This window comes from Mesorhizobium sp. 113-3-3, from assembly GCF_016756495.1.
Classification (GTDB): domain Bacteria; phylum Pseudomonadota; class Alphaproteobacteria; order Rhizobiales; family Rhizobiaceae; genus Mesorhizobium.
Genome location: NZ_AP023243.1, coordinates 6,436,191 through 6,459,755 on the forward strand (window position 1 = coordinate 6,436,191; position 23,565 = coordinate 6,459,755).

Sequence of the window (23,565 nt, forward strand, 5' to 3'; positions counted from 1 at the left end):
CTGCAAGACGCTCGAGTGCCGAGGAATCTCTCCGACAAGGATACGTCTGAGCCGCCCAGTATGCCGGCTCGGCAACCACTCGAATGGATCGAAGCCGATCTGCAAAACGGATGGTGAGAGCGGTGGCTCGTTTCCAACCCATCCTGTCTCACCAGCGCGGACGCCTGGACGGATGTCAACGCCGGAAAAAGAACCGCATCGATTGGTCCCGCTTGCGGCCAGCTCCAGTCGGCCGCTCGATCGCAAGCGTGGTTCGAGGAGGAAGCTCTCCCAGGTGCAATGCGAGGAGACGCTGGTCCAACTCCTTGTCGGCTGCCGTAAGGCGGTGGTTCAGGCGAAGGTAGTCCATCCAGGTCGGGGTGCGGAAGGTTTCTGTCCAACGCGAAGGCTGCTGGAGGTCGCGCTGGAGATTCCAGTGTCGCGCACCAACGCCGCTTTGTACTCGCCGCCGTTCCCGCATCTGCTCCAGGAACGCTTCGACATTTGCTTCGGGTATTGAATATTCGATCTTGGCGACGATCGGCCCGCTTCGGGGCTTCAAATCCAGGGCAACCTGAGGCGTTTCGAAGCCAAGAGGAGCCTGATCGGAATCTTTCCATTGACGGATGGGCAGCAGGAAGCCGGTGCCAGCGACCAGCAGCAGCGCGCCACCTGAAAGCTCCAGAGCCGAGCTCAGCGAATAGCTCTCGGCCACCGTACCCCACAGCCAGCTGCCAGCCGCGATGCCGCCGGATGAAAGGGCGTAATAGATCGAGAGCGTGCGACCAACGACCCACCTTGGACTCGCCAACTGGACGCTTACGTCCAGCCCGGTCCAGGTCACGACCCAGCCCGCGCCGCCGAGCGCCAGCGCGATAGCCGCCACCGCCACCGAGGGGGTGAAAGCAAGCGATAGACAACAAGCCGCACAGGCGATGCACGACAGTGTCGTCAAACGTTCCTGGGACAGCCTCCGTCTCAGAATGTTGTTGCAGATGCCGGCGAACAAGGCGCCGGTCCCGAAGCCGGCCATCAGGATGCCGTAAACGACTGGCCCTCCCCCCAGCTGATCGCGGGCGACGAGAGGCAAGAGCGCTAGTATAGAGATGCTCGTCAGCCCAAAGAGGGCACCGCGGGCAATTGCTGCCTTGATTTCGGATGACAGGGCAGTGAAGCGCGCTCCGTCATGGATCGCCGTGGTCAATGGTTCACTCGGCAGCGGTGACGGGCGAACTTGCCATTTGCAGCGCCCTATGGTCCACAGCAGCATCAGATATGTAAGCGTCGCCACTGCGAAAGCCGTCAAAGGGCCAAAGGAAGCAACGACGACTCCACCGAGAGCGGGACCGATGCTTCGGACGGCGTTATATCCGACCGAAATAAGCGTGACGGCGGCCGGAACATCGCGCTTTCGCAGGATATCGCCAACCGACGCGTGCCAGGCGGGGTCGGTGAAAGCGGCGCCTACTCCGGCCAAACAGCTGAATGCAAGAACCATCCATGGATTGAAAATTCCGAGACCTGCAAGAACAGTCAGCATCGTCGAGGACGATGCTATCACGCACCAGCCAGCGAACATGAGATTGCGGCGGCTGTAATTGTCCGCTAGGGCGCCGGCGATAATTGACAGGAGGAATGTGGGCAAGGTTGTCGAAGCCTGCACCAAGGCGACCATCACATCCGATGTCGAAATGGTCGCCATCAGCCAACTGATGGCAACCATTTGAATCAGCCACCCTAGACTGGATACCTGTGTGGCAATCCAGATCGGACGGAAAGTTGAATTCTCGAGCGGCGCGAACGTTGCCGATGACACCGGATTAACTTCTTCACGCGCCACCCCGCTCATTGGGCCGAGCCTCCCTTCGCTGCCAGTTGTATGAGATTTCTCCCCGCCCACGTGCCCATGGAGGAATGGCAGGATCAGGGCATTTTATCTGCGCAACGCAAGTTATTTTTGCCTGGCCGATGCTGTGGCAGAACCGAATGCTTCCGGTGGAGCTATCGTTCCGCTATGCGGGACGAGACCGGTTCGATCCTGTCGCTCTCGATCCCCGACCACGTTACAAGAATCGTCAGTTTGACGTTCCTTAGCGTCTCCAACCAAGCCACGTCCTGGGCATCGACTTCCCTTCTGGTGATCACGAGCTCCCGCGCATTGAACCGCCTCGCCAAGGTGGATCAGTAGTCATCTTTGGCGTAGGTATTCAGCAGCCTGCTAGGCGCCCGCCGCCACGTGCGGGCGACGCCGGCATCAACCGGCGGGCAGATGCGCCGAGGGCAACAACCGCGCCTGACGCAACGCCGCCAGATCAGCCGAGCCGGTGCAGAAGCAGGCAACGGCCAACTGGCGGATGACGATCTCGAAATGCGCGACAACCGCCTCGGTGGACACCGTCGCCGCGCGCAGCACGCCGGCCGCCTGCCCGGCGATGTCCGCGCCCAGGCGGATGGCCTTGGCCACGTCGACGCCGTCGCGGATCCCGCCCGACGCGATCAGCTTCACAGTTGGCAGCGCCCGACGTACCGCCTGCACGCTGGCCGGGGTCGGAATCCCCCAGTCGGCGAACGCCATCGCCACTGCACGGTCGGCGGCATCGCGGGCGCGCTCGCCCTCCACCGCGGCCCAACTGGTGCCGCCGGCGCCGGCGACATCGATGACCGCCACGCCCGCCTTGACGAGCGCGCAGGCCACCGAGGCGGACAGGCCCGACCCCACTTCCTTGGCCACAATCGGCACGTCCACGCTGCGCGCGGCGCGAGCGATCTGCGCCAGGACGCCGCGCCAGTCGCGGTCGCCCTCCGGCTGTACCGCTTCCTGCAGCGCATTGAGATGGACGATGAGTCCATCGGCCTCCAGCGCATCCACCGCCCGGCACGCCAGGTCCAGGCCGTCGGCCTCGCGCAGTTGCGCGGCGCCGATATTAGCCAGCAAGGGAATGTCTGGGGCCATGCGGCGCAGCGCGCGCGTCAGCCCCTGGGAGTTGCGGGATTGCAGGCTCACGCGCTGCGAACCGACGCACATGGCGATCCCCAAGGCTTGTGCTGCCTCGCTCAGATGCCGGTTGATGGCCTCGGCGCGTAGCACGCCGCCGGTCATGGAGCTGATCAGCAGCGGCGCGCGCATGGTCTTGCCCAGCAGCGAGGCGCGCAGGTCGATCTGCGTCAGGTCCAACTCGGGCAATGCGCAGTGTTCGAAACGGATGTACTCCCAGCCGGCGGCGACCGTGGCCGGCGCCGTTCGCCGATCCAGCACGATGTCCAGATGGTCGTCCTTGCGCCGGCTCGGGATGTTGTCGCTATCGCTCATGCTCGCTCCATCCGTCGCATCGGGGGACGGCGTTGCATCGGATCGGACCGACGGCAGCGCGCGCACGCAGCCGCATCCCGCCGTTCAGGCGGGCGCACGCTGGCCTCCCCCCGCAGCGTCGCTGGGGTAGCGGCTGGTCGAGGTCTGGTAGTACTGCGCGCGGATGGCCGCCATGGCCTCGATCAACGCTCCCCACGGCGCGGGAAAGCGTTCTTCCGCCATCACCCGGTGTAGCATGCGCGTATGGCCGGCCAACTCGTCGTTGAGGAACTCCACCACAGGCATAGCCGGATAGCGCTGCCGCAGCAGGATCGCCGCGTTGTCGGCCTCGCCCGCCGACCTGTCCTTGTCGCGTCCATGCAGATCGTTCTGCAGGCGCCCTATCGCGGAGATGAGCCGCAGGACCTGGCGAAACGCCGGACGCGCGCGCAAGGTCGCCATGTCCAGCCCCCACAGCAACGACAGGCAACAGAACACGTTCGTGTAGGCGATCGAATCGATGCCGTTGTGCAGGTACTCGGCGTAGGACCAGCGTTCCGCCCCTACCGCCTGCGCGTGTCCGGCGCGCAGCGCCGCGCAGTAGCACCGAGTGTCGTCGAGCAGCCGAGCATAGTCGCGACGATCGTAGGCGAGCGCGGCCAGCGAAGCGCGCAGAGCAGCGCAGCCCTCGAATCCGGGGAGCGCGCACGGCACGCCCTGCCCCAGCGCCTGCTCCACCGCGGCGAGCTCCTCCGGCGCGATCAGGCCAAGGTCGTTGCAATCGTCGAGCCAGAACAGCAGCGCCAGTTCGCGATAGAACGCCACGATCAGCGTTTCGGCCTGCGGATCGCGGCCAGTGCGGGCGCAGGTGTCGCGCAGGCTCGGGTGGATGCGCTGCAGGATGTACTGGCCGCCCCTGACCGCTTCCACGGCATGCTCGTCGGCGAACCCTGTCAGGGAACGCCCCCACTCCAGCACCTGCTGCAGCGCGCGTTCGGTCTGGATCATGGCGCCGCTCCTGCTCCCTCGGCCAGGACGCGCCGCCCCCAACGAAGCGCCAGCCACAACCCGGCGAGTTCGGCCACCCGCACGACCCGGGTGGGGCAATACAGTTCCTTGCCGATCCACAGCGCCGTCTGCGGCAATGCATGCGCCACATGGCGAGCGAGCATCCACTCCAGCGCACGCGCCACCGCCTGCGCGATGCGCCGGCGCCCTGTCGGCTCTTCGCTCCCGTCCATGACGTGCAACGCGAACAGCGCATAGGCGGTTTCCTCAAATGAGGACGCGCGACCGGCGCCCCAGCCGCCGTCATCGCGCTGCGCCTGCAGCAGCGCCGCCAGCGCGCGCTCGTCGCGCCACTGGGGCTTGCCTTGCGCCAGCGCAGCGACCGCATGCGCGGTGGGATACAGCCACGAAACGTGCCATTTTTCGTTGTCCCATAGACCGTGCGGGTTGCGATTGGCCTCGACGTAGTGGCTGGTGCCGGCGGCGGGCTTTCCCAACAGTCGCAACGCATGCAGGGCATGGATGTTGGTCGACACCGAGGCATTGCGCTCGCCGGGGAAGGTGACGAATAGCTCGCCGATTTCGAAATCGCGCAGCGCATCGACCGGCGGGTCGCGACCTGCAAGGCGCAGGACGCACAACGCAACGGAGGTGTCGTCGGCATCGGCTGCGAAGTGCAAGGCCGGGCCCAGACCGCGCACGCCCATGCGGGCGTCGAGCTGCGCGACGATCACGCGCACGGCATCGGCGAACGCGGGATGCGCGAACAGCCCGGCCAGATGCAGGGTGTACAGCGACCAGCATGGCTCGAACACATTGATCGGCCAGACGTTGGGAACGACACCTTCGATGCCGCTGCGCGTCGCCCGCGATGCCGCCTGCAGATACGCGTCGGTGCGCCCGACCTGCGGCGTGCTCCCATGTGTTACGGCGTGCGCACGCCACGCGGCGGTGGCCGCCGGACTGATGCCAATGCTGCCGTCGTCGTCGGGGCATGCGGTGGTCGGCGACGTTCCCCAGGCTTCCCAGGAGTGCAGCAACGGATGGCCGCTCGGCAACGTCGCCACCGCCCCCAACTTGACAAGGCACGCCTGCCGCAACGGCAACAGCGCCGGGTGGCGCGGAAACCCCACGCCGCCCAGCAAGGATGCGGCCTCGCCGCACAACTGCGGCAGGATCAGCTCCGCGCCGATCGGCGCGTCCTCCGGCACCGAATGCGCGTAGGGATCGGGCTGGCGCTCGAGGAACCGGGTTGCAGCCTGGACTGCGTCGGCCGCGCCGGGAAGAGGATCGGCACGCTGCAATGTCAGCAACGTCGCCCAGGTGGGCGCATGGCGGAACAGCGGGAAGTCCGCGCTTCCCCATCCGCCATCGGCCTGTTGTTGCGCGATGAGCCACGCGTATGCGTCCTGCCGATCGGTGACGTTGCCGTGGAACTGCAGAGCTCGCGCCGTGTCGTAGACGGACGGACCGACGCTGCCGCCGTCGCTCATCTCGATCAGCAGGTGGCGCAATTCGGAAAGGATCTGTTCGGACAGCGCGTTCACGCGGTATGTTCCTTCTGCAGACAGTTGACGGGAACCTGGATCGGGCAGACGCCGCGCACGTCGCCGCAGGCCCGTCGCGGCCCGGCGCACGGGCAGCGCCGGACGGCCGCCCTGCTCCGGCGCGGCGACGCGCCCCATGCTGGGGCCGGTCCGCCGCATAGGCTTGCGCGCAGCGCGCCGCGTGAGCCGCGGCTGTGCTGGGCAACCGCTGCGATCGCCGCCGCCGACTTGGACACAGTGCAGCATGCACCGCTCACGCCGGCCGATCGATCGCAGCGGCACAGGGGCGACTCCATGCGGACGGGCGCGCTCATGCGCATGGCGCGTGCTTGAACAGATACGCGTTGGCCCGTTGCAGCATCTGCGCCAACCGTTCCGCACGCGTTCCCAGCGGGGGGATGGCCTCCCCGGCGTCGCGCAACAGATCCAGCGCCAACTGGCGCGCTGCCTGCAGCCCCATGATCGACGCACAGGTCGGCTTCTGCGCCGCCGCGTCCTTGCCGGGGGTCTTGCCCAACGTCGCGGTATCCGCTGTCGCGTCGAGAATGTCGTCGACCACCTGCAACGCCAGGCCGAAACAGGCGGAGTAGCGATCGAGCGCACAGTACAGCGCAGCGTGGGCGGCATCCTCCGCGATGGCGCATAGCGCGCCCATGCGAACGGACGCGCGCACTAGTGCTCCGCTCTTCATCCGGTGCATCGCCACGATCCTGTCCAGCTCGACGTGCTTTCCTACCAGCGACAGATCCATGGCCTGCCCGCCTGCGGCACCCTCGGCGGACACCGCCTGCGCCAGTTCGCGCACGAGCGCGATACGGTTGTCGCTCGGCGCATCCAGGCTCGCCAGGGTCAGGAAGGCGTGCGCCTGCAGCGCATCGCCGACCAGGATCGCAGTGGCTTCGCCGAACTTGACGTGCACGGTCGGAAGGCCGCGGCGAAGCACGTCATCGTCCATTGCGGGCAGGTCGTCGTGGACCAGGGTACAGGCGTGCATCATCTCGATGGCGGCGCCGACATCGTCGAGCATGGGCGCCGGCGTGTCGGCCAGTGCGCCGGTAGCCAGACAGAGCAAGGCGCGGGTGCGCTTTCCGCCATGCAAGGTGGCGTAGCGCATCGCCGCCATCAGCTCGGTCTCACCGTCGTCTTCGGCGCAGAGAAGACGCGCCAGCGCCTGTTCGACCCGCCTTGCGCCGTCCTGCATCCAGATCTCCGACGGCAGCCTGCCGGATGCGCCGCGCGCCTGCGCGTCGTCGTGTAGCGTGGAATCGGTCTGCATGTCGTTCATGTCCTTGTATCTGGCACGGCCACGGCGAGCGTCCGAGCCGCCGCGGTGTTGGCGGGGTCGCACCGAGCGCGCGCGCCGAGTAGCTGCCTCGCCACACGGGGCATGCGATGCCAGCTCATGAGAATCCGATGCGGATTTTCATGGACGGATGTGCGGTCGGGAAATAGCGCCGACCTTTTTCGACGGCGCTCAGCAACCGCGGCCGCACCCCGGCCTTGTGCATGGTCAGTGCCAAGGCGATGCAGAACTGCACCATTTCCAGCCATACCAGGTGGTAACCGATGCAGACGTGTGGGCCGGTACCGAACTGCAGCATGTCCACCGGCCGGATCGGCTCCGTGCGTTGCAGCCACCGTGCCAGGCGGAACTGATCAGGCGCCTCGTGCAGCAGCGCAGAGGTCGAGAAATGCAGCAGCGGGATGCACAGAGGGGTGCCCGCAGGAATGCGCCGTTGGCCGAGTTGCAATTCCTGCAGCGCGCGACGCGGCAGGAGCGTGGTCGCCGGATGCACGCGCAGCGTCTCGCGGAACAGCGCCTCGGCGACCGGACACTGCGCCAGGTCCGCGTGCCGGGTCGGCACCGCGCCCACGCGTTGCGCCTCCTCGACCAGGGCGTCCCATAGCCCAGGCTGCCGCGCCAGCTCGATCACCATCCAGGCCATCGTCGAGGCGGTGGTGTCGTGACCGGCAAGCAGCAGCAGGCGGATATTGGCGACCAGGACGTCGTCGGAGAGCGCATCGTCGCCGCGATCGAAGGAGCTCACCATGTCATTGATCAACCCAGTGCGCGCGGCATGTGCGCGCGCGTCGCGGACGAACTGGCGCAACTGCGCGTCGATCCAGTCGCGGGCGGCGCGGCCGCGCCGCAAGGGCAGTCCAGGCAGGTCGACCGGGGGCGCGACGATCAACTGCAGCAGTTGCCGGTATTTGCGATGCCATCCCGGCAGGTCCTGCGCTGGGATTCCCATGAGGCTGAAGATGAGCTTGAGCATCAGGTCGCCGGTTTCGCGCAGGATGGTTACGTCGCCGCGGTCGCGCCACGCCTGCACCCGCGCCTGGATGACGGGCGCGAACAGGTTGCCGATGCCGGCTTGGGTCAGCCCCTTGGGCAGGAACGCCGCCTTGATCGCGTCGCGCGCCTGCCGGTGCGCGCCGCCGTCCTGGGCGACCAACGTTCCGCCAAGCAATTCGGGCGCGATCTCTTCGATCAGCGCCGAGGACACGTCCTTGTGCCGGAGCAGTGCAAACGCATCCGGATCCACGCAGGTCATCAGGTGTCCGGCAGGGCCGAAATCCAGCCAGAAGTGGCTGCCCAACGTCCGTTCCGCGCGCCGCAGCAGGCGCGGCAGGTCGCATACGATGGCGGGAAGATGTCCGACCAGGGGGAAAGCGCCGGGCACGACCGGGATGTCGTCCCGCAGCCGGTGCCGACGGTCCAGCGGGTTGAGCAGCATGTCCATCAGCAGCGCGGCCCCGCGGCCGCTTTGGCGGTGTCGCCGGCAGGCCGCGCGGCGCGGCTGTTGCCACCGTCGGCGTACGTCGGCACATGCGCCAGCATGCCGCCGTCGATGCACAGGACCTGGCCGGTGATGAACGCAGCATCGTCGGAGAGCAGGAACGCCACCAGCGCGGCCACGTCCTCGGGGCGGCCGACGCGCTGCAGGAGTTGGTGCCGGCTCAGATGCCGTTGCATGCACTCGTCCAGCTTGGCGAGGAGACGCTCGGTCATGATGAGACCCGGCGCAACCGCGTTGCAGCGGATCTGCGCATGACCGTACTGGGTGGCGAGCGAGGCCGACAGCATGTTCATCGCCGCCTTCGACGCGGCGTAGGACGTCTGCGCGGTGTCACCGCTGAGCCCCTGGCACGACGACATGTTGACGATCGCGCCACCGCCGCGGGCGATCATTCGTGGGATGGCCTGCCGGCAGCAGAGCAGCGTGCCGCGCAGATTGGTCGCCATGGTCTGATCCCAGACCGCCAGGTCCAGGTCGAGGATCGTGCGGTCGCGCGGTGTCAGATGCATGGCGCTCGCGTTGTTCACCAGCAGGTCGACCCCACCGAAGTGCCGCTCCGCCGTCTCGAACAGCGCTGCCACCGCCTGCGCATCGGCGATGTCCATGGCCAGGGCCAGCGCGTGGCCCGCTTCGGCCGCGATCTGCGCGGTGCAGGCGACGGCCGCCGAGCCATCAATGTCGGCCACCACCACTCTGCCGCCCTCGCGCGCGATGGCGAGGGCGCATGCCTTGCCGATGCCGGCGCCGGCGCCGGTCACCACGGCCACCTTGCCTTCAAACCGTCCTCCTGGGTTGCGTTGGTCTTTCGCGGCATGCCGCTCAGCCTGCGCCGGAGAAGGCGCAGGGTCGGCGCTGGCGCGCTCGCCAGCGTCGCTTTCGATGACCCGAATGGCGGCGACCGGACACTGGCTGGCCGCGAGCCGCGCGGCGGCGTGCAGCGCCTGCGGGACCGTCGCCACGCACACTTCCGCCACGCCGTCCGGTTCGCGCTGGCGAAAGGTGCCCGGCAGCGTCAGCACACACTGCCCGGTGGTTCCGCATAGATCCTGATCGATCACGACGCGCATCTCAGCCCCCCTGAGCATGCAGTCGCACCGGCAGCGCGCGGAACGTCCTGAGGAACGCGGATGGCTCCCGGGTCGGCTGCTCGGCCAATGCCAGCGTGGGGAAGCGCGCCTCGATCCGCGGCAGGCTCTCGGCCAACTGCACCCGGGCCAGTTGCGCACCGAGGCAGAAGTGGATGCCGTGGCCAAAGCTCAGCATGATCTTCCCGTCGGTCGACATGCCAGGAGTGGTGCCGTAGAACCGCGCGGGATCGAAGCGGTCGGGATCGGAGAAGGCGTCCGGGTCGCGATTGCCGGCCGCGATCAGCACGCGCACGTCCGCGTTCTTCGGGATCACCACGCCGCCCAGTTCGATGTCGCGCTGGGCGATACGCGGGATGGAGCTGAACATGGCAGGCGCGTCGCAGCGCAGGACTTCTTCGACGAATGCCTTCACCCCCACGGCGTCTCCCTGCAGCCAGTGCCGCTGTTCGGGATACGCCAGCATCGCTAGGACCGCATGGTCGATGGTCGCAGCAGTGGTGGCGAAGCCGCCCAGCAGCATGCCCCACAGCATGCTGATCAACTCCGCATCCGACAGCGTGTCGGCATCGTCGTCGTGTGCGCCGACCACCATCGACACGATGTCGTTGCGGGGATCGGTGCGCTTGCGCTGTATGAGGTCGCCGAAGTAGGCCTGCACCCTCGCGCTGGCCGCGTCCGCCTCGGCGAGCTGGGGATCGCTGGCGTGTGGGCTCAGGCCTTCCAGAATGGCGCCGATGCCGGCGGCGAGCCCGAACATGTCATCCTGGGGCATGCCGAACAGTTCGGCGAAGACCAGAATGGGCACAGCCAGCGCGAATTCCCAATGCAGGTCCACCGCCTCCCCGCGCTCCAGCGCGGGCGCCATGCCGTCCAGGCGCGCTGCGACGATGCGTGCGATGCTCGGCCGCAGGTTGTCGATCTGGCGTATGGTGAAATCGCGCGAGATCAGCCGGCGCAGACGCGTATGCGTCGGTGGTTCCTTCATCGCTAGCGTGGACGCGAGGAGATTGAGTGACAGGCTGGTCTCCGCACGCGGGAAATAGCGCGCCAGTTCGCCCGGCGCCGGTCCCCGAAACACATCGCCCGTGGCCTTGAGCGCCCAGTAGATGTCGGCGTGGCGGCTCAACAGAAAGAGGCCCGACGCCGCACGATGCACCGGATCGTGCTCGCGCAACCACCGCATGAACGTATACGGGTCTTGGATACACGCTGGCGACGCAAGTTCGGCGAAGGCGTCCCGGCATGCTGCCGTGGTTTCTTGCACGTCCATCTTGGTTACCTGTTGGCTGGCTGATCTGACCGGCGCGCGCTGGGCGCGCCGGCAAATTGCGGAGTAGATCGCGATTCCGGGCGGCGTCCGCGCGTCACCAGAGCACCGGGAACTCCTCGAACCCGCCAGTGATGATCTCCTTGCGCAACTTCAGTTCTTCGGGCGCCACGGCCAGGCGCAGCGCGGGAAAGCGCTGGAAGATCGAGCCGACCACCACCTTGAGTTCCAGCCTGGCCAGCGCCATGCCGATGCAGTAGTGCGGCCCGTGCGAAAACGTCAGGTGCGGATTTTCGTCGCGTCCGATGTCGAAGATTTCCGGGTCGTCGAAATGGCGCGGATCGAACGACGTCGCCGGCAGGCCGACCAGCACCTTGCTCTCCGCGGGAATATGCACGCCCGCGATAGTCACGTCGGTCCTCGGATAGCGCATGATGCCGTCCCAGCCCGCGCCCGGCGGGTACATGCGCAGGATTTCCTCCACCGCCTTGTCCACCAGGGATGGATCGCCGACTAGGCGTTCGCGCTGTTGCGGATGGCGGAACATGGCCAGCAGGCCGAATTCGATCTGCGCGACGGTGCTCTCGTGCCCCGCCACCAGCATGCCCGCCGCCAGGCCGATCGCCTCTTCCTCGGTCGCATTGCCCTGCTCGACCGCCGCGAGCAGATCCGTCAGCAGGTTGTCGCCCGGATCCTGGCGCTTGTCCCACATCTTGCCGCGAATGTAGGCGCGCAGTTCTTCCCAGGCCAGGCGCGACGCGCTGCGCGGGCCGCTTTCATGCTGGTGCGTCATCACTTCGTCGGACAGCCCGGCGAAAAAGGCGTGATCCTCGTAGAGCACGCCCATCAGCGCGCTGATGACCATGGCCGGCAGCGGAAAGGAGAGGTGGCGCCTCAGGTCGGCGGGCTGGGGCTGGGCCGCCAGCGTCTCGAACAACTGCGCGGCGATCGCCTCGACCTGCTGCGCGAGCACCTTCACCCTGCGGTTGCTGAAGGCCGGCGCCACGATCGTGCGTAACCGGGCATGCTCGCCCCCCTCGTGCGAGACAAGCCACCCCGGCGAACCGAGAATCACCGAATCCGGGGTGAATGCCGCCGGCGGCATTCCCGCGGGCCGGAACGCCGCGTCGGACAGCGCCGCCTTGGCCTCGTCGTAGCCTGTCACCCACCAGCCTTCGTGCCCGGACGGGAAGCGTACGTGGTGGATCGGACCGTTGGCGCGTAGCGCCAACATCTCAGGCGAGGGCTCGATGTGATCGACGCGCCACATCGGCAGCGTCGGCAAGGGTTGTTCGGACATGGTGGCACTTCACTCTCTAAGCGATGGAAGGGCGGAAGGCGCTGCGGGCAGCGAATGATTACGACGGCACGTAGACGTCGTCCGGGGAGTAGCCCGACTCGATGTCAAGATCGGCCAACGTGTAACTGTCTAGGCATACCGCGCGGCGAGATGCAGAACTTTATCCTGCGCCTTCGAGTTCAGGATTAAGGCGAGTGTGGTGGTCCCTTGAGTCGCAGCCGGCCATCAAGATTTCCTGCGCAAGCGTCGACAAGGTTGGCAGCCTGTTTGGGTACGGGCGGTTTCGCCAAGGCCCCCTTGCCATAGGATGCTATCTGATGCGGATTTGACATTATGCTTTTCTTTCTTCGTTCCATCGATCGCGGTGTCATCCACGAAATGAAGATCGGTCGTCGGCTCCCGGCTCCCAACGAAGGAGTCTCAAAACTCGTGCCAATTTGGCCGACCCAGCAGAAGAAAAACATTGTGATTGCTTTTCAGGGGATTAGCCTGAGGCAGACAAGAGCTCGATGAAATAGCCCGGTGTCGCGGACCCAACAAAGGCGACAAAACAGTGTCGGATAGTATACGGTGGTCAGACGCCAGACCGGCGACACCTTCTTTATTAGTTGTCCTGTCGTGGAATGATGGCAGGCGACCTGACCGTATTGAGCCATAGGAGGGCTCCTGGTTGGCTCAGGGGTCACGTGCTTGCTCCGGGCGCGCTCGAGGCGGCTTGCGGGCTCGTTGCCAATGCAACACAGGCGATCCGCAACACCGCCATCTGGGGCGAAGCCGGCACGGCCCAAGAAGTTCGGCGCTTGGGACGGCAACCTGATGACGGAATGGCATGTCCGCTATGGCGGTCGCGCGTGATGATCTACTGGCATGTCGAAAAGGGCTCGACCTGCATTTTCTCGCAGCTCAAGCGCTGTTCGTCTTCGGAGGTCGCGGCGATGACCAAGGTCTTGCTGCGACATTACACCAACGTGGAGATCCAGCGCTTATATGTCGGCAGCCATGGCCAGAGCGCCCTCGGCGTCCCTTTTGCCGCCTGCTCGGGTTCAACCTGCCGCCACGCCTGAGGGCGATCGCCTGGCAGAAGCTGGCGCTGCCAGGCCTGCGCGCTGAATTGCCAAATGCTTCCCATTCTTTCCAAGGTCCTCACTTGGGAGGAGGTCGAGCAGCAGTATGGCCACAGTCAATCTGGGCCGGCCAGAACGACATCGGAATAGTCCGGCCGGCACCGTAAAGTTAACCGACGGCTGATGAAGATGTGCGAACATGGGCCATGTCAGAAGTTGCTCGTGATCCGCTTTATCGTCGCCACCGCTTTCCCGCCGAGATCATTGCGCACGCGGTATGGCTCTACTTTCGCTTTCCGCTCAGCCTGCGCATGGACATGTTGGCGGCCCGCGGCATCATCGTCACGCATCAGACCATTCGAAGCTGGGCGGAGAAATTCGGGCGGCATTTCGCCCGGGAGATCAAGCGACGGTCAGCCGGCTGCCTGGGCGACAAATGGCATCTCGACGAATGTGTGGTGGCCATCAATGGCAAGAAGCAGTGGCTCTGGCGTGCCGTCGATCAGGACGGCTTGGTCCTCGAAGTGCTGGTGCAAAGCCGCCGAAATGCCAAGGCGGCAAAGCGTCTGATGCGCAAGTTGCTGAAGGCTCAAGGGCGGACACCACGAGTCATGATCACCGACAAGCTCCGGTCCTATGATGCCGCCAGGCGCGACCTCATGCCCGGTGTCGAACACCGGTCGCACAAAGGCCTCAATAATCGAGCGGAAAATTCGCACCAGCCGACCCGACGACGCGAAAGGACCATGAAACGCTTCAAGTCGGCACGCCAGCTTCAGCGGTTCGTTTCCATCCATGATCCGATTGCCAACCTGTTCCACTTTCCCCGCAATACGCTGTCATCGGCTCAACATCGAGACCTGCGTAACGCCGCCATGCAAATCTGGAACAAAATCGCGTGTCTCGCCGCAGCGTGACAGCCGTCCCGGCCAGCTATCGCTGCATCAATCCGCTGATAACTTTACAGTGCCGTGGGATATATTAGAAAGCGACTGAGCGTCGGCCCCCGTGGGGCACAGGTATGCGTGCAGGGCCTTCAGACATGGGCCCGCGTTCTGTTTATCGTTTTTGCGGGGTGGGACAAACCTGACGTTAGCTTGTTCATAGAACGGCTTGCGCTCGTCCATGAGTTGGGGAACCGTCTGATCCCGGTCGGAGCCCCGCAGCAGCGGGCGGGTGGTATCGTTCCTGAGGCGGCGTCGTAGCACCCGCGGGTCGGTATTTATCCAGATCGAGACCGCTTTGTCGGCGATGAGTCGCCGGGTCTGCTCATCGTTCAACGAGCCGCCACCGGTCGCGATGACCGCGGGCCCTTGCTCGAGCACACGCGCGATTGCCTCCGCCTCAAGCTTCCTAAAATAGCCCTCGCCATTTGTATTGGATATCTGCGTTATCGATTTCCCGGTCTGCTTCTGAATTTCTTGGTCGGTATCGATGAAGCGCAGCCCCAGTCGCTTGGCGAGTGGCGCGCCAATCGTGGTTTTCCCGGCGCTCGGCATACCGACAAGCACGACCGGCCGATGGCCGAGGGCAGCGACAGTCTCCTTTGCCTCCGGTGACTTGGCGATCTCCGACTCTGTTGATCGTCCGACAGCTCGCAATCCAGGTGCTGCAGCAGCACTATCCTTACCATCCCTCCAGTGTGCTATGCTGAGCACGTTATCGGGTCTGTCAACTGCCTTATTGCCTTCTCTTACCTTCTGCTCGAGTTTCTCTGCCTTCTGCAAAGCATCACGGCGCTTCAGCTCCTGCATCTCTTTATAGGCGTCGTGATTGTCAACTTTGGCGCTGTAGCTGGCTGGCGTATGGAATTCCACCTGGAAACGGTAGCCTTCTGTGGTGGCGAGCACAGTGTGTATGCCGAGATAACTCGGACGCTCGAATTTGAACCAGTTGGTCACCTCGATTTCGGTGTAGTGCTGCTCCTCGAAGGCCAGAATGGCTGCCTTGAAGGCACGTGTAAAATCGTTGTCAGGAATTTCGAAGACGTGGCGTACGGCGCTGCTGATCAGCTGTGGAGTGCTGCCGGACGAGATGCTCGTGCCGGTGAGCTGCTCTCTTATGGAGCGTTCCGATCTCAACCGGCGCTCCAGATGAGGCATTTTCACCTGGATCTCCATTTTCCTGAGGCTTGCGGCGACGCTGAGTGCCGCTGCGGTGATTTTCCCCTCCTCTTTTGTAGCGCGCGCAACCTCAATTCGGGCGCGCTCTGAGGCCTCCTCGGGGGTCAGCGGGATCATCTCGGCAGCTTCGGCGGTGGGCCGAAGGCCGGAGGGTCTGCGCAAAATGCCGTGCTCCGCAGCGAGATTGATCGATGTTTCCATGACTGAAGCCGTCAGCGTGGGGTTGTCCTCCAGGTCCTTCAAGGCTGCATCGACATCAAACCTTCCATGGTTGAGAGACGCTGCCAGGCCCTTGACGTAGGGCACGGACCTCAAGCCAGGCGTCGTATGCAGCAGCCGCTGAAGATCTTGGCTTTTCCTGGAAAAAAGCCGAGCGCCAGTGTTGGATTTGTAGGCATCGGTGCCGACCTTGATGCCGAGGCTCAGGAGATTGTTTGCGCTTTGCACGAGGTCATCCGGGTTGTAACCGTCCGGGCGAGGATCGATCCGCGCAGGATAGTTGTCGATCAAAGCCCGGATGCGGTCTCGTGGCTGATTTGTTACCGGATAGGCATCCGCCAGATCCGGCAACAACTCTGAGACTGCTGCGCTCAGCGTCGTGCTTTTTGCATCGTTCACGGGCCCGACTGTTTCGGGCAGGCGTTCCGGCTTCTGTGCCCACGCCTCAAGGTCGGCGACCAGCAGCGCGGCCATTTCGCGAGCAACCGGATGCCGGGCGACCTCGATCTCGCGCCGCGCTCTCGCAAACACGGTCTCGATATCCTGGCCACTCACCTCCTCTTCGCGGCCCAACAACTGACCGATGTCTCGCCGAAGCTCGTGGTGAACGCCTTCGTAGGTGCCAAAGATGGCACGCTCGGCAAACCAGCCTCGCGCTTCATGGGATTGAGCCAGGAAGTTTCGCTGCAGACCGCTATAGGTTTCCAGGACATCCTGGGTGGCGGCGAGAATCTGGCTGGCGCGACCAAACTGGTACTTGTCGCCGTCAAGCGCCGGAGTATGCGACTTTGGCGGCTTCAGCGATGGAAGTCCGAGAGCTTGCTCCTTTTCATCGAACTCGCGCACATGCTCATAAAGCTGCGGCCGGTCGCCGATGATGATGACGGTGTCGCCATCGAAGTCGCCGTCAAGCTTTTTCTGTTCACCGGTCGGGACGGCAACCAAGGAGCCCGGAGCGAACACCTCGGTGGCCTGCAGGATGCCGAGGCAGTCGAGCGGCGTGTCCTCCTTGACGCGGTCCTTGCCTGTCGTCCAGTGCGAATGGGACTTGACGTCCTCGGCAGACAAAACCAGCCCTCGGTCGGCGTGGGCGGCCGGCCACATCTCGTCCGGCACGACGATCAGGATGCCTTTGGCAAAGAAAGTCGGATCGTCGGCCGCGAGTTCCTCCCCCGACTTCTGGGCGACATTAAAGCTGTATTGGATAGCAACGCAGGTGTCGAGGAACGCTGCCGTCGGGTCCCCATCAACTGCTGACTTGACCAGGTCGGCGGAAAATGGGCGCAGGTTGGGCTTGTCGTAAGGCGACCGCCCGATCAGCACACCGCTTTTGCCCGTCAACGTCTCGCTCTTGAGCGTCGGCACATGGAGACACTTATCAGCGGACGGTACCGCGACTGCGCCAGGACCGTCGATATGTCCGACAGTCACCGTTCGAAACAGCTCCTCGGCCGTCAGCTCTTTCCCCTCTCTGCTCTCGAGCCAGGTCTTGGCCTTCTCGTGCGCCTCATCGGCCACTTGCTCGCTGCGCGGATAATGTTGCAGCGCCGAGGCAGGCAAGGACGATCTCCTTCCCTCACCAAAAGCAGGAACCCGATCAGGTCCTTCCTGCCGACCGGTCCGGCGAACAGCTGGCATACGCGTGGCCAGCGAGGCCTTGATGAAACCGCAGCCGTCATACGGTCGCAAGGCGATCGGGCCTTCCGGCCCAATCAGCTTGAAGGGACGTTCCTGGTTGGCAGGGCGGTCCGGCAGCAGCGACAATTTGAAGGCGCCTTCCAACGCGTAGTCGCGAGGCCCCAGACCTTGTAAATTCGGTGGCGCTGCAAACCCCCTGCGCTGAGTGTAGTAATATGCCTCTTTGAAAGGCGCCCAAGAGCGCGATAGCTGCTCGAACGCAGTGCCCGGTGCGGTTTCGGCATAGGGAATGGCCAGCAGCTTTCCGCCGGAAGATGCTGCCTCCACCCGACCTGGAATGCGGGCGGCGACCTGCGAAAGCGTCTTCGGCGGCGGCTTTAACTTGCTGCCGCCGAACAGGTCCATGCGGTATGGCACGCCCTCGACGGTCAACGTGCGCGCCAGCATGAACGGGCTCGGCTTTCCGGGCAGTTGCACCGCGACCATCTTCACCGCCCCCGAGGTCAGGCGATGAAAGATCGAATAGCGTGTCTCGGCCTCCGTGGCCAGTTGCCGGCCCTGCATGTCGACCACCGGCAATCGCATCAGCCCCGCCTCGCCCTGGGGCGGTCTGGGCTCGTGGTCCATGGCTCGCAAAGTCTGATGGACGTCGAAGACGGACGCTCGATTTTGGGCCTGCACCGTCGCGGCGTTCTGCGCCATGAACGTGTCCAGCGCATCGGTCGGACCCTCCGCTTCGATCTGCGCGATCAGGTTCCAGCTCATGTTGGAAAGGTCGCGTTCGACGAGCTCGCGCGTGCTGTCCAGGATTTCCTTGGTCTTGGACTGCAGCTCGTCGCGCCTCGCACGCAAATCGGGCTTGTTGCCCTCGACATAGGGCCGCCGCAGCAACCCTGCCAGGCTCGCACGGGCCTTGAGCACTTGATAAATCGACAGGGCCAGACAACGGGTCGAGTACGGCCCGCGGGCCCGCTCGGCATCGCTTGCCCTGAGATGGGCTTCGATCTTGTGCTCCACGATCGGTTGAATATCGTTCAGCAAGTTCAGAGCCGGCCGCCGGTGCCAAAGCAGCTGCTTGCGCGGACTGCGAGCCAGCGGCAGCAGAGCGGCGCACAGATTGCCCATGGTTTCGAGGTTATTCTCATGGGCAAAGCCAGGGGCACGATGCAATTCCGCGAGCCGATTTAAACCTGCTCCTGCGAGCGAACCGAGATCATCATACAATTGAGCCTTGGCCAACGCCTTCAAGATGCTCGTGACGCCCACCGCGTCGGCCTCCTCCAGACGATCACTGGCATAATGAAGATAATGAGCCAGTTTGTGCAGCCGATCTTTCAGCAGAGCGGCCTCTGCAATCTCTCCGGCGTCCTCGCTCCTGAGGATCCCCCGCGCCAAACTGTTGGCGATACTGGAGAGCCCGGGCGCGGCAAAATGACGGAATGGTTGACCCGCCTGGCCGAGTCTGCGCGCGATCTCCAAAATCGCCTGGCTGCACGCCTCTTCTTCCGCAAACCTGTCGAAGCCGTTGAGCAGATTTGCCAGTTGCTGCGGATTAACCCCGGAGAGTCGCTCGGCACCGCGAAGCACCTCACCGGCGATCGCCGCGGTGGCCTGACGTGATTTCTCCTCCTGCGGCCACTTGCTAAAGCCGTTCACCAGGTTCGCCAGGTGCTGCGAGGTAAAATCAGGGAGCCGGTTAGCGCTGCGAATCACCTCACCAGCAATCGCCGCGGCGGCTTGACGTAAGGCCTCCTCTTCCGGCCATTTGCTGAAGCCGTTCACCAGGTTCGCGAGGTACTGCGAGCTAAAGTCAGGGGGCGGGTTTGTGCTGCGAAGCACCTCACCAGCGATCGCAACGGTGGCCTGACGTGAGTTCTCCTCTTGCGGCCATTTACTGAAGCCGTTTACCAGGTTCGCCAGATCCTGCCCATTGAATCCCGACAGCCGGCCGGCGCGGCGAGGCACCGCCCGGGCGATCGCAACCATGGCCTCGCGGCAGTCCAAAGGCCACTTGCTGAAACCGTTCACCAGGTTCGCCAGATCCTGCCCATTAAATCCCGACAGCCGGCCGGCGCGGCGAGGCACCGCCCGGGCGATCGCAACGATGGCGCCACGGCAGTCCTCGGGCCATTTGCTGAAACCGTTCACCAGGTTTGCCAGCTCCTGCGGTTCGAACCCAGACAGCTGGTCGGCGCGGTGACGGACCTCACCGGCGATCGCAACTGTGGCTTGATGTGAGTTTTCCCATCGCGGCCACTTGCTGAAGCCGTTCACTAGGCTCGCCAGGTGCAGCGGAAGAAATTCAGAGAGTGGCTCGGCGCAGCGAAGCACCTCGCCGGCGACCACATTGGTGGCGTAACCCAAATTCACCTCTTGCGGCCACTTGCTGAAGCCCTTCACCAGGTTCGCCAGGTGCTGCACATCAAAATCAGAAAGCCCCTTGCGGCGGCCGGCGCGGTGACAGACTTCACCGGCGATTGCAACGGTGGCGCGTGAGCACTCCGCCGCTTGCAATTTGCTGAAGCCGTTCACCAGGTTCGCCAGGTGCTGCGGATCGAAACCAGAAAGCCCGGCCTTTGGGAGGTCCGCGAGGCGACAGACTTCAGCGGCGATTGCAATTGTAGCGCCGCGGCAGTCCTCTGGCCACTTGCTGAACCCGTTCACCAGGTTCGCCAATGCCTGCGCATCAAACACAGGCAGCTTGCCGGCCCCGCCAGCGACCTGACGCGCGATCGCAACTATAGCGCCGCGGCAGTCCAAAGGCCACTTGCTGAAGCCGTTCACCAAATTCGCCAACGCCTGCGGATACCACCCAGTCCGGCCGGCTTTTTCATCGGCGAGGCGACCGATCGAATCGGCTATGACAATTTCATCGGCGAGGCGACAGACCGCATCGGCTATGACAATGGTCGCCTGATGTGAGTTCCCCGGTTCCCGCGCCTTGCTGAACCCGTTCACCAGGTTTGCGAATGCCTGCGAATTAAACCCAGACAGGCCGGCTTTTTCACCGGCGCGGCCACAGACCTTCCCGGCGATTGCATCGATAACGCCGCAACACTCCTCCTCTAGCGGCCACTTGCTCAACCCGTTCACAACGTTACCCAGGTTCTGCGGATCAAAATCAGAGAGCCCGGCAGGGCGGCGGCGAATCTCGGCGGCAACTGCTACCGTGGCCTTACGAGCGTTCTCCTGTTCCGGCCACTTGCTGAATCCGTTGACCAGCAGAGCGAGACTTTGACCGTTGAGCTCCGACAGCGCTCCGGGTTGCTCATGAAACAGCTTGGCGATTGTGATCATTCCATTGCGACATTCCGCCAATCGGGGATGTCGACTGAACGACAATACGAACAGCGAAAGCGTTTTGCTTTCGACATCGTTCAGCGCCCTGCCGAGCCTCGACACCTGAGCTGCCATGGCCCTGCAAGCTTCCATGCCTGCCTGACCTCCAGGCTCCCGGCTCGTCGCGTTGCATGAGGTGGCGAACCCCCAGGTATTGCCGGCGCGGACATCGTCCTCCCATCTTGGAACAAAGTGACGGGTGAACTCGGAAGCGGCCTTTCGTAGGAATGTTGCCCGATGCGCCTGACTCTGCAGCCTCTTGTCGTTCTCCACCACAGCGTATGAGAATTCATTGATGTCGTGTGCGAAGAAAATTTTGTGCAAAGCGTCATTAAGTAGTGCATCGTCGAAGCTCTGTGCAGCTACATGGTCGAAACGCCGCCGTTCCGGTCCTGCAACCGGCCTGGACTGGCTTTGGTCATGGCGTGCGAGCGTGTCCGGTTGCGACCTACTCGGTTCTTGATCGCCGAGCCAGGACCTCTCTAAACGCAAAGAGCTTTCTTGCCTACCCATCGCTTCGCCGTGCCGACCTTGGGGAGAACCATGCCGCGGCCCACTGGTTGCGCCTCGCGAACCTGCAAGGGCTCCGCGGGGAGCTATGGAGTAATCGGCAGATTTGTCGCCAAGGGCTTCGTCGGCCCCTCGCACGACGCGAGCATAGGACATTCTATCTTGGGGCCCAGAGTGCGTCCGCTCCACGCCGGCATCGGACGATTGGCTGGATTGCCCAGGGGCATGACTTGATTGCGAGTTCAGAGCTTTGGCCAGTTCCTGCGCCTGGTTCAACATTCCTTTGAGCCGGACTGTTTTGTCTTGCACTTCGGGCACCTGTGCAGGCGCAAGCAGGCCTGGTCGACGAGGCTCATCCAACGCGGCCGGACAGGCCCGCATCTCGGCGGGCTGCGTCTGCAGGCGCTCGACCACGGTTTCCGCGACGTAGCGGGCGTCCTCGGGTTTCACCTGGCGCTCTTGCGTCAGTGCTTCCATGGACGGCGGCGCCTGCTTTGCCGACTGTGCGCCCGCCGACGCACTCGCACGCGCCTCCTCCGCGCTCACAAGCTTCGTACCCATATCCGAGAGCACTAGAACCTTGTCTGCTGGCGCCGTGTCGCTGTCGACGGCAGCGACTTGCGACGCCCGCCCGGGGGCTGAACTCCCGGCGCCAACGGCCGGCTTGCCCTTGCCTTTCCGCTTCCTACGCGCTGCGGCGCCTGCCACCGCAGCCTTGCCGGCAGTGTCGGCCGGTATTCCAGCGCCCATATCGGCTGGTGGTGCTATGTTCGCTGGCCAGTTCGGCTGCAGTGCCAGAGTGCCTTTGGCCACTGGAGACTTGCCGACAGTGTCGATCTGTATCGTAGCGCCAGCGTCGGCCGGCGAGGCAATGAGCGCTGGCGCCTTCGGCTGCAGTGCCAGAGTGCCTTTGGCCACTCGAGACTTGCCGGCAGTTTCGGCTGGTATCGCAGCGCCAGCGTCGGGCGGCAGTGCAACGGCTGGCGGCTTCGGCTGCAGTTCCAGCAAGTGCATGACCTCGTGCCCGACGATCCACGCGCCTTCCACGATCTGGCTCAACAGTTCCAATGGGAGGTCGGCACTTGTTTGGTGATCGTTTAGGTTGGTCCGGATGACTTGCAACTCGGACGCAAACTCCGAAAGCCGCTCGATGACTCCTTCCAAAACGGCGCAGTGATCTGCGTCGAGTGGGTGCCCACCGCTGCTCAGAACAGCGTTCTGTGTCGAAAGGAATGCCGGTAAAACGTCCCCGCTGAAGGCTTCCAGCAGACGCACTCGCCCATTCTCAACCATGAGGATTTCCCTGACGGGTGCGTCGAACGTGCTCGCCTGCGGCTCAATCTTCGCCCGCGCGAGATCGATCCGAGATTGCAGATACACGAGCTTGCTATGCATTACCGAGCCGGTTGCCAGCCGCAGCGTGGCCTCTTCTTCCTGCCGCATCTTGGCTGTTGCACTTGGCAAGCTGGCAGTGGCGCGCCAGGCGGCTCGCCCCCGTTCGCAGTGCCCTACCTTCTTTTCCCACCATTTCACGCAGGCCGCATGCGCCTCCACCACACTCTCCGGGGTAGCCGTGGATTGAGTCAGCCCGATCGCTTCTTCCTCAGCTTTTTTTTTTTGCAATTTGTGGATAGTCGGTTCGGCAAGGCGGCTATATTCTTGCACCGCATCCCACACGAGGTAGCGGCAGGTAATCAACTGGTTGTCGTCCACAATGGTCCGCGCCAAAGCCAGGGATAGGCTCTTGTAGTGGTGCAGAGCTGCTGAGCCTGCATTGATGACCTGATCGAGCAGCTTTTCATCGCCCGGGTCTTGCCTGGCCGCGTTAAAGCGCATGCCCACTAGCGTAAGCAGACTGTCCATTCGTCGCTTTTCCTTGATTTCGTCGCCTGACAAGCAAATGGGCGCTGCCACACCCGAAGTTGGCGGCTGGCTGGCGACCGGGGCCAGGGTTTCACCCTCCAACATTGACGGAACACTGCGCCGCCGCGGACCGGCTGCACGTGGCGCGGCGGCGGCATGCCGCGCAGCGTCCAGGGTTCCGTGTATACCAACGGAGGGGCCGGACGGCCTGTCGTGCAGGGCGTCATCGGCACCGCGCTCCATTGGCACGGCGGGCGTCCTTCTATTTATCTCCACAGAGCGCATCTGCTCCACGACGGTATCGAACGACTGGCTGCCTGCCCCAGGCGCAAGACTTGATTGCGAGCGCGAACTGCTCGCCTCCCCCGTCCTGCCGACTCTCTTTTCAGTCCGCGATCTCCCAGATCGGTTCACGCCCGTCATATTCCGTCTCCGATATAGGCGAGGATGTGTTGCCTATGCTGTTGGGGCTGATGTCGCTGAGCCCTAGCGTATGAAGGCTTTGATGAGTGAAATCACGCCTCGTCAGC

Annotated in this window: 12 protein-coding genes and 1 pseudogene; 2 read left to right on the forward strand and 11 right to left on the reverse strand. The window is 64.1% G+C overall.

Annotated elements, in window-relative coordinates:
* Positions 1 to 175: 175 nt before the first annotated feature.
* From JG746_RS31115 to JG746_RS31155, 10 genes and pseudogenes are all read right to left on the reverse strand, one after another.
* Positions 176 to 1,828 (reverse strand): MFS transporter, encoded by a 1,653-nt coding sequence (locus JG746_RS31115; protein WP_096453949.1) that lies wholly within the window; start codon positions 1,826 to 1,828, stop codon positions 176 to 178.
* 405 nt (positions 1,829 to 2,233) lie between these two features.
* Positions 2,234 to 3,289 carry a type 2 isopentenyl-diphosphate Delta-isomerase gene (gene fni / locus JG746_RS31120; RefSeq protein WP_010913998.1) on the reverse strand — a complete coding sequence of 352 codons (1,056 nt, stop codon included), beginning with the start codon at positions 3,287 to 3,289 and terminating at the stop codon, positions 2,234 to 2,236.
* 84 nt (positions 3,290 to 3,373) lie between these two features.
* A complete protein-coding gene (locus tag JG746_RS31125; RefSeq protein ID WP_010913997.1) occupies positions 3,374 to 4,276 on the reverse strand; it encodes a terpene synthase family protein in 903 nt (300 codons plus the stop codon).
* Positions 4,273 to 5,823 carry a hypothetical protein gene (locus JG746_RS31130; RefSeq protein WP_202323970.1) on the reverse strand — a complete coding sequence of 517 codons (1,551 nt, stop codon included), beginning with the start codon at positions 5,821 to 5,823 and terminating at the stop codon, positions 4,273 to 4,275. The genes JG746_RS31125 and JG746_RS31130 overlap by 4 nt, the downstream gene beginning before the upstream one ends.
* A gap of 310 nt (positions 5,824 to 6,133) precedes the next feature.
* A complete protein-coding gene (locus tag JG746_RS31135; protein ID WP_202327574.1) occupies positions 6,134 to 7,099 on the reverse strand; it encodes a polyprenyl synthetase family protein in 966 nt (321 codons plus the stop codon).
* A gap of 124 nt (positions 7,100 to 7,223) precedes the next feature.
* Positions 7,224 to 8,567, reverse strand: coding sequence for a cytochrome P450 (locus tag JG746_RS31140; RefSeq protein ID WP_006329090.1), 1,344 nt, complete (start codon positions 8,565 to 8,567; stop codon positions 7,224 to 7,226).
* Positions 8,567 to 9,391, reverse strand: a complete 825-nt coding sequence (locus tag JG746_RS31145) for an SDR family oxidoreductase (protein ID WP_027033417.1) — start codon at positions 9,389 to 9,391, stop codon at positions 8,567 to 8,569. Before JG746_RS31145 ends, JG746_RS31140 begins: the two co-directional genes overlap by 1 nt.
* 18 nt (positions 9,392 to 9,409) lie before the next feature.
* Positions 9,410 to 9,691 (reverse strand): annotated as a pseudogene (locus JG746_RS37765) (ferredoxin); the annotation flags it as partial.
* Position 9,692: 1 nt separating this feature from the next.
* Positions 9,693 to 10,982: a cytochrome P450 gene (locus JG746_RS31150; RefSeq protein ID WP_010913993.1), complete on the reverse strand. Its 1,290-nt coding sequence runs from the start codon at positions 10,980 to 10,982 to the stop codon at positions 9,693 to 9,695.
* 94 nt (positions 10,983 to 11,076) lie between these two features.
* Complete coding sequence (locus JG746_RS31155) at positions 11,077 to 12,279, reverse strand: cytochrome P450 (protein WP_010913992.1); 1,203 nt, start codon at positions 12,277 to 12,279, stop codon at positions 11,077 to 11,079.
* A gap of 626 nt (positions 12,280 to 12,905) precedes the next feature.
* On the opposite strand from JG746_RS31155, the gene JG746_RS31160 reads away from it, so the two are divergent.
* A complete protein-coding gene (locus tag JG746_RS31160; RefSeq protein ID WP_202379377.1) occupies positions 12,906 to 13,343 on the forward strand; it encodes a Tn3 family transposase in 438 nt (145 codons plus the stop codon).
* A gap of 206 nt (positions 13,344 to 13,549) precedes the next feature.
* On the forward strand, positions 13,550 to 14,260 hold the full coding sequence (locus JG746_RS31165) for an IS6 family transposase (protein WP_202323971.1): 711 nt from the start codon (positions 13,550 to 13,552) through the stop codon (positions 14,258 to 14,260).
* Positions 14,261 to 14,287: 27 nt separating this feature from the next.
* Here JG746_RS31165 and xopAD read toward each other — a convergent pair whose 3' ends face one another.
* Positions 14,288 to 23,458: a XopAD/skwp family type III secretion system effector gene (xopAD, locus tag JG746_RS31170; protein WP_202323972.1), complete on the reverse strand. Its 9,171-nt coding sequence runs from the start codon at positions 23,456 to 23,458 to the stop codon at positions 14,288 to 14,290.
* Positions 23,459 to 23,565: the final 107 nt, after the last annotated feature.

Bases quoted from the DNA above. Each gene is read 5' to 3' on its own strand.
- JG746_RS31125 (WP_010913997.1), bottom strand. From the start codon at position 4,276: ATGATCCAGACCGAACGCGCGCTGCAGCAGGTGCTGGAGTGGGGGCGT.
- JG746_RS31150 (WP_010913993.1), bottom strand. From the start codon at position 10,982: ATGGACGTGCAAGAAACCACGGCAGCATGCCGGGACGCCTTCGCCGAA.
- JG746_RS31140 (WP_006329090.1), bottom strand. From the start codon at position 8,567: ATGGACATGCTGCTCAACCCGCTGGACCGTCGGCACCGGCTGCGGGAC.
- JG746_RS31115 (WP_096453949.1), bottom strand. From the start codon at position 1,828: ATGAGCGGGGTGGCGCGTGAAGAAGTTAATCCGGTGTCATCGGCAACG.
- JG746_RS31160 (WP_202379377.1), top strand. From the start codon at position 12,906: ATGGCAGGCGACCTGACCGTATTGAGCCATAGGAGGGCTCCTGGTTGG.
- xopAD (WP_202323972.1), bottom strand. From the start codon at position 23,458: ATGACGGGCGTGAACCGATCTGGGAGATCGCGGACTGAAAAGAGAGTC.
- JG746_RS31155 (WP_010913992.1), bottom strand. From the start codon at position 12,279: ATGTCCGAACAACCCTTGCCGACGCTGCCGATGTGGCGCGTCGATCAC.
- JG746_RS31165 (WP_202323971.1), top strand. From the start codon at position 13,550: ATGTCAGAAGTTGCTCGTGATCCGCTTTATCGTCGCCACCGCTTTCCC.
- fni (WP_010913998.1), bottom strand. From the start codon at position 3,289: ATGAGCGATAGCGACAACATCCCGAGCCGGCGCAAGGACGACCATCTG.
- JG746_RS31135 (WP_202327574.1), bottom strand. From the start codon at position 7,099: ATGCAGACCGATTCCACGCTACACGACGACGCGCAGGCGCGCGGCGCA.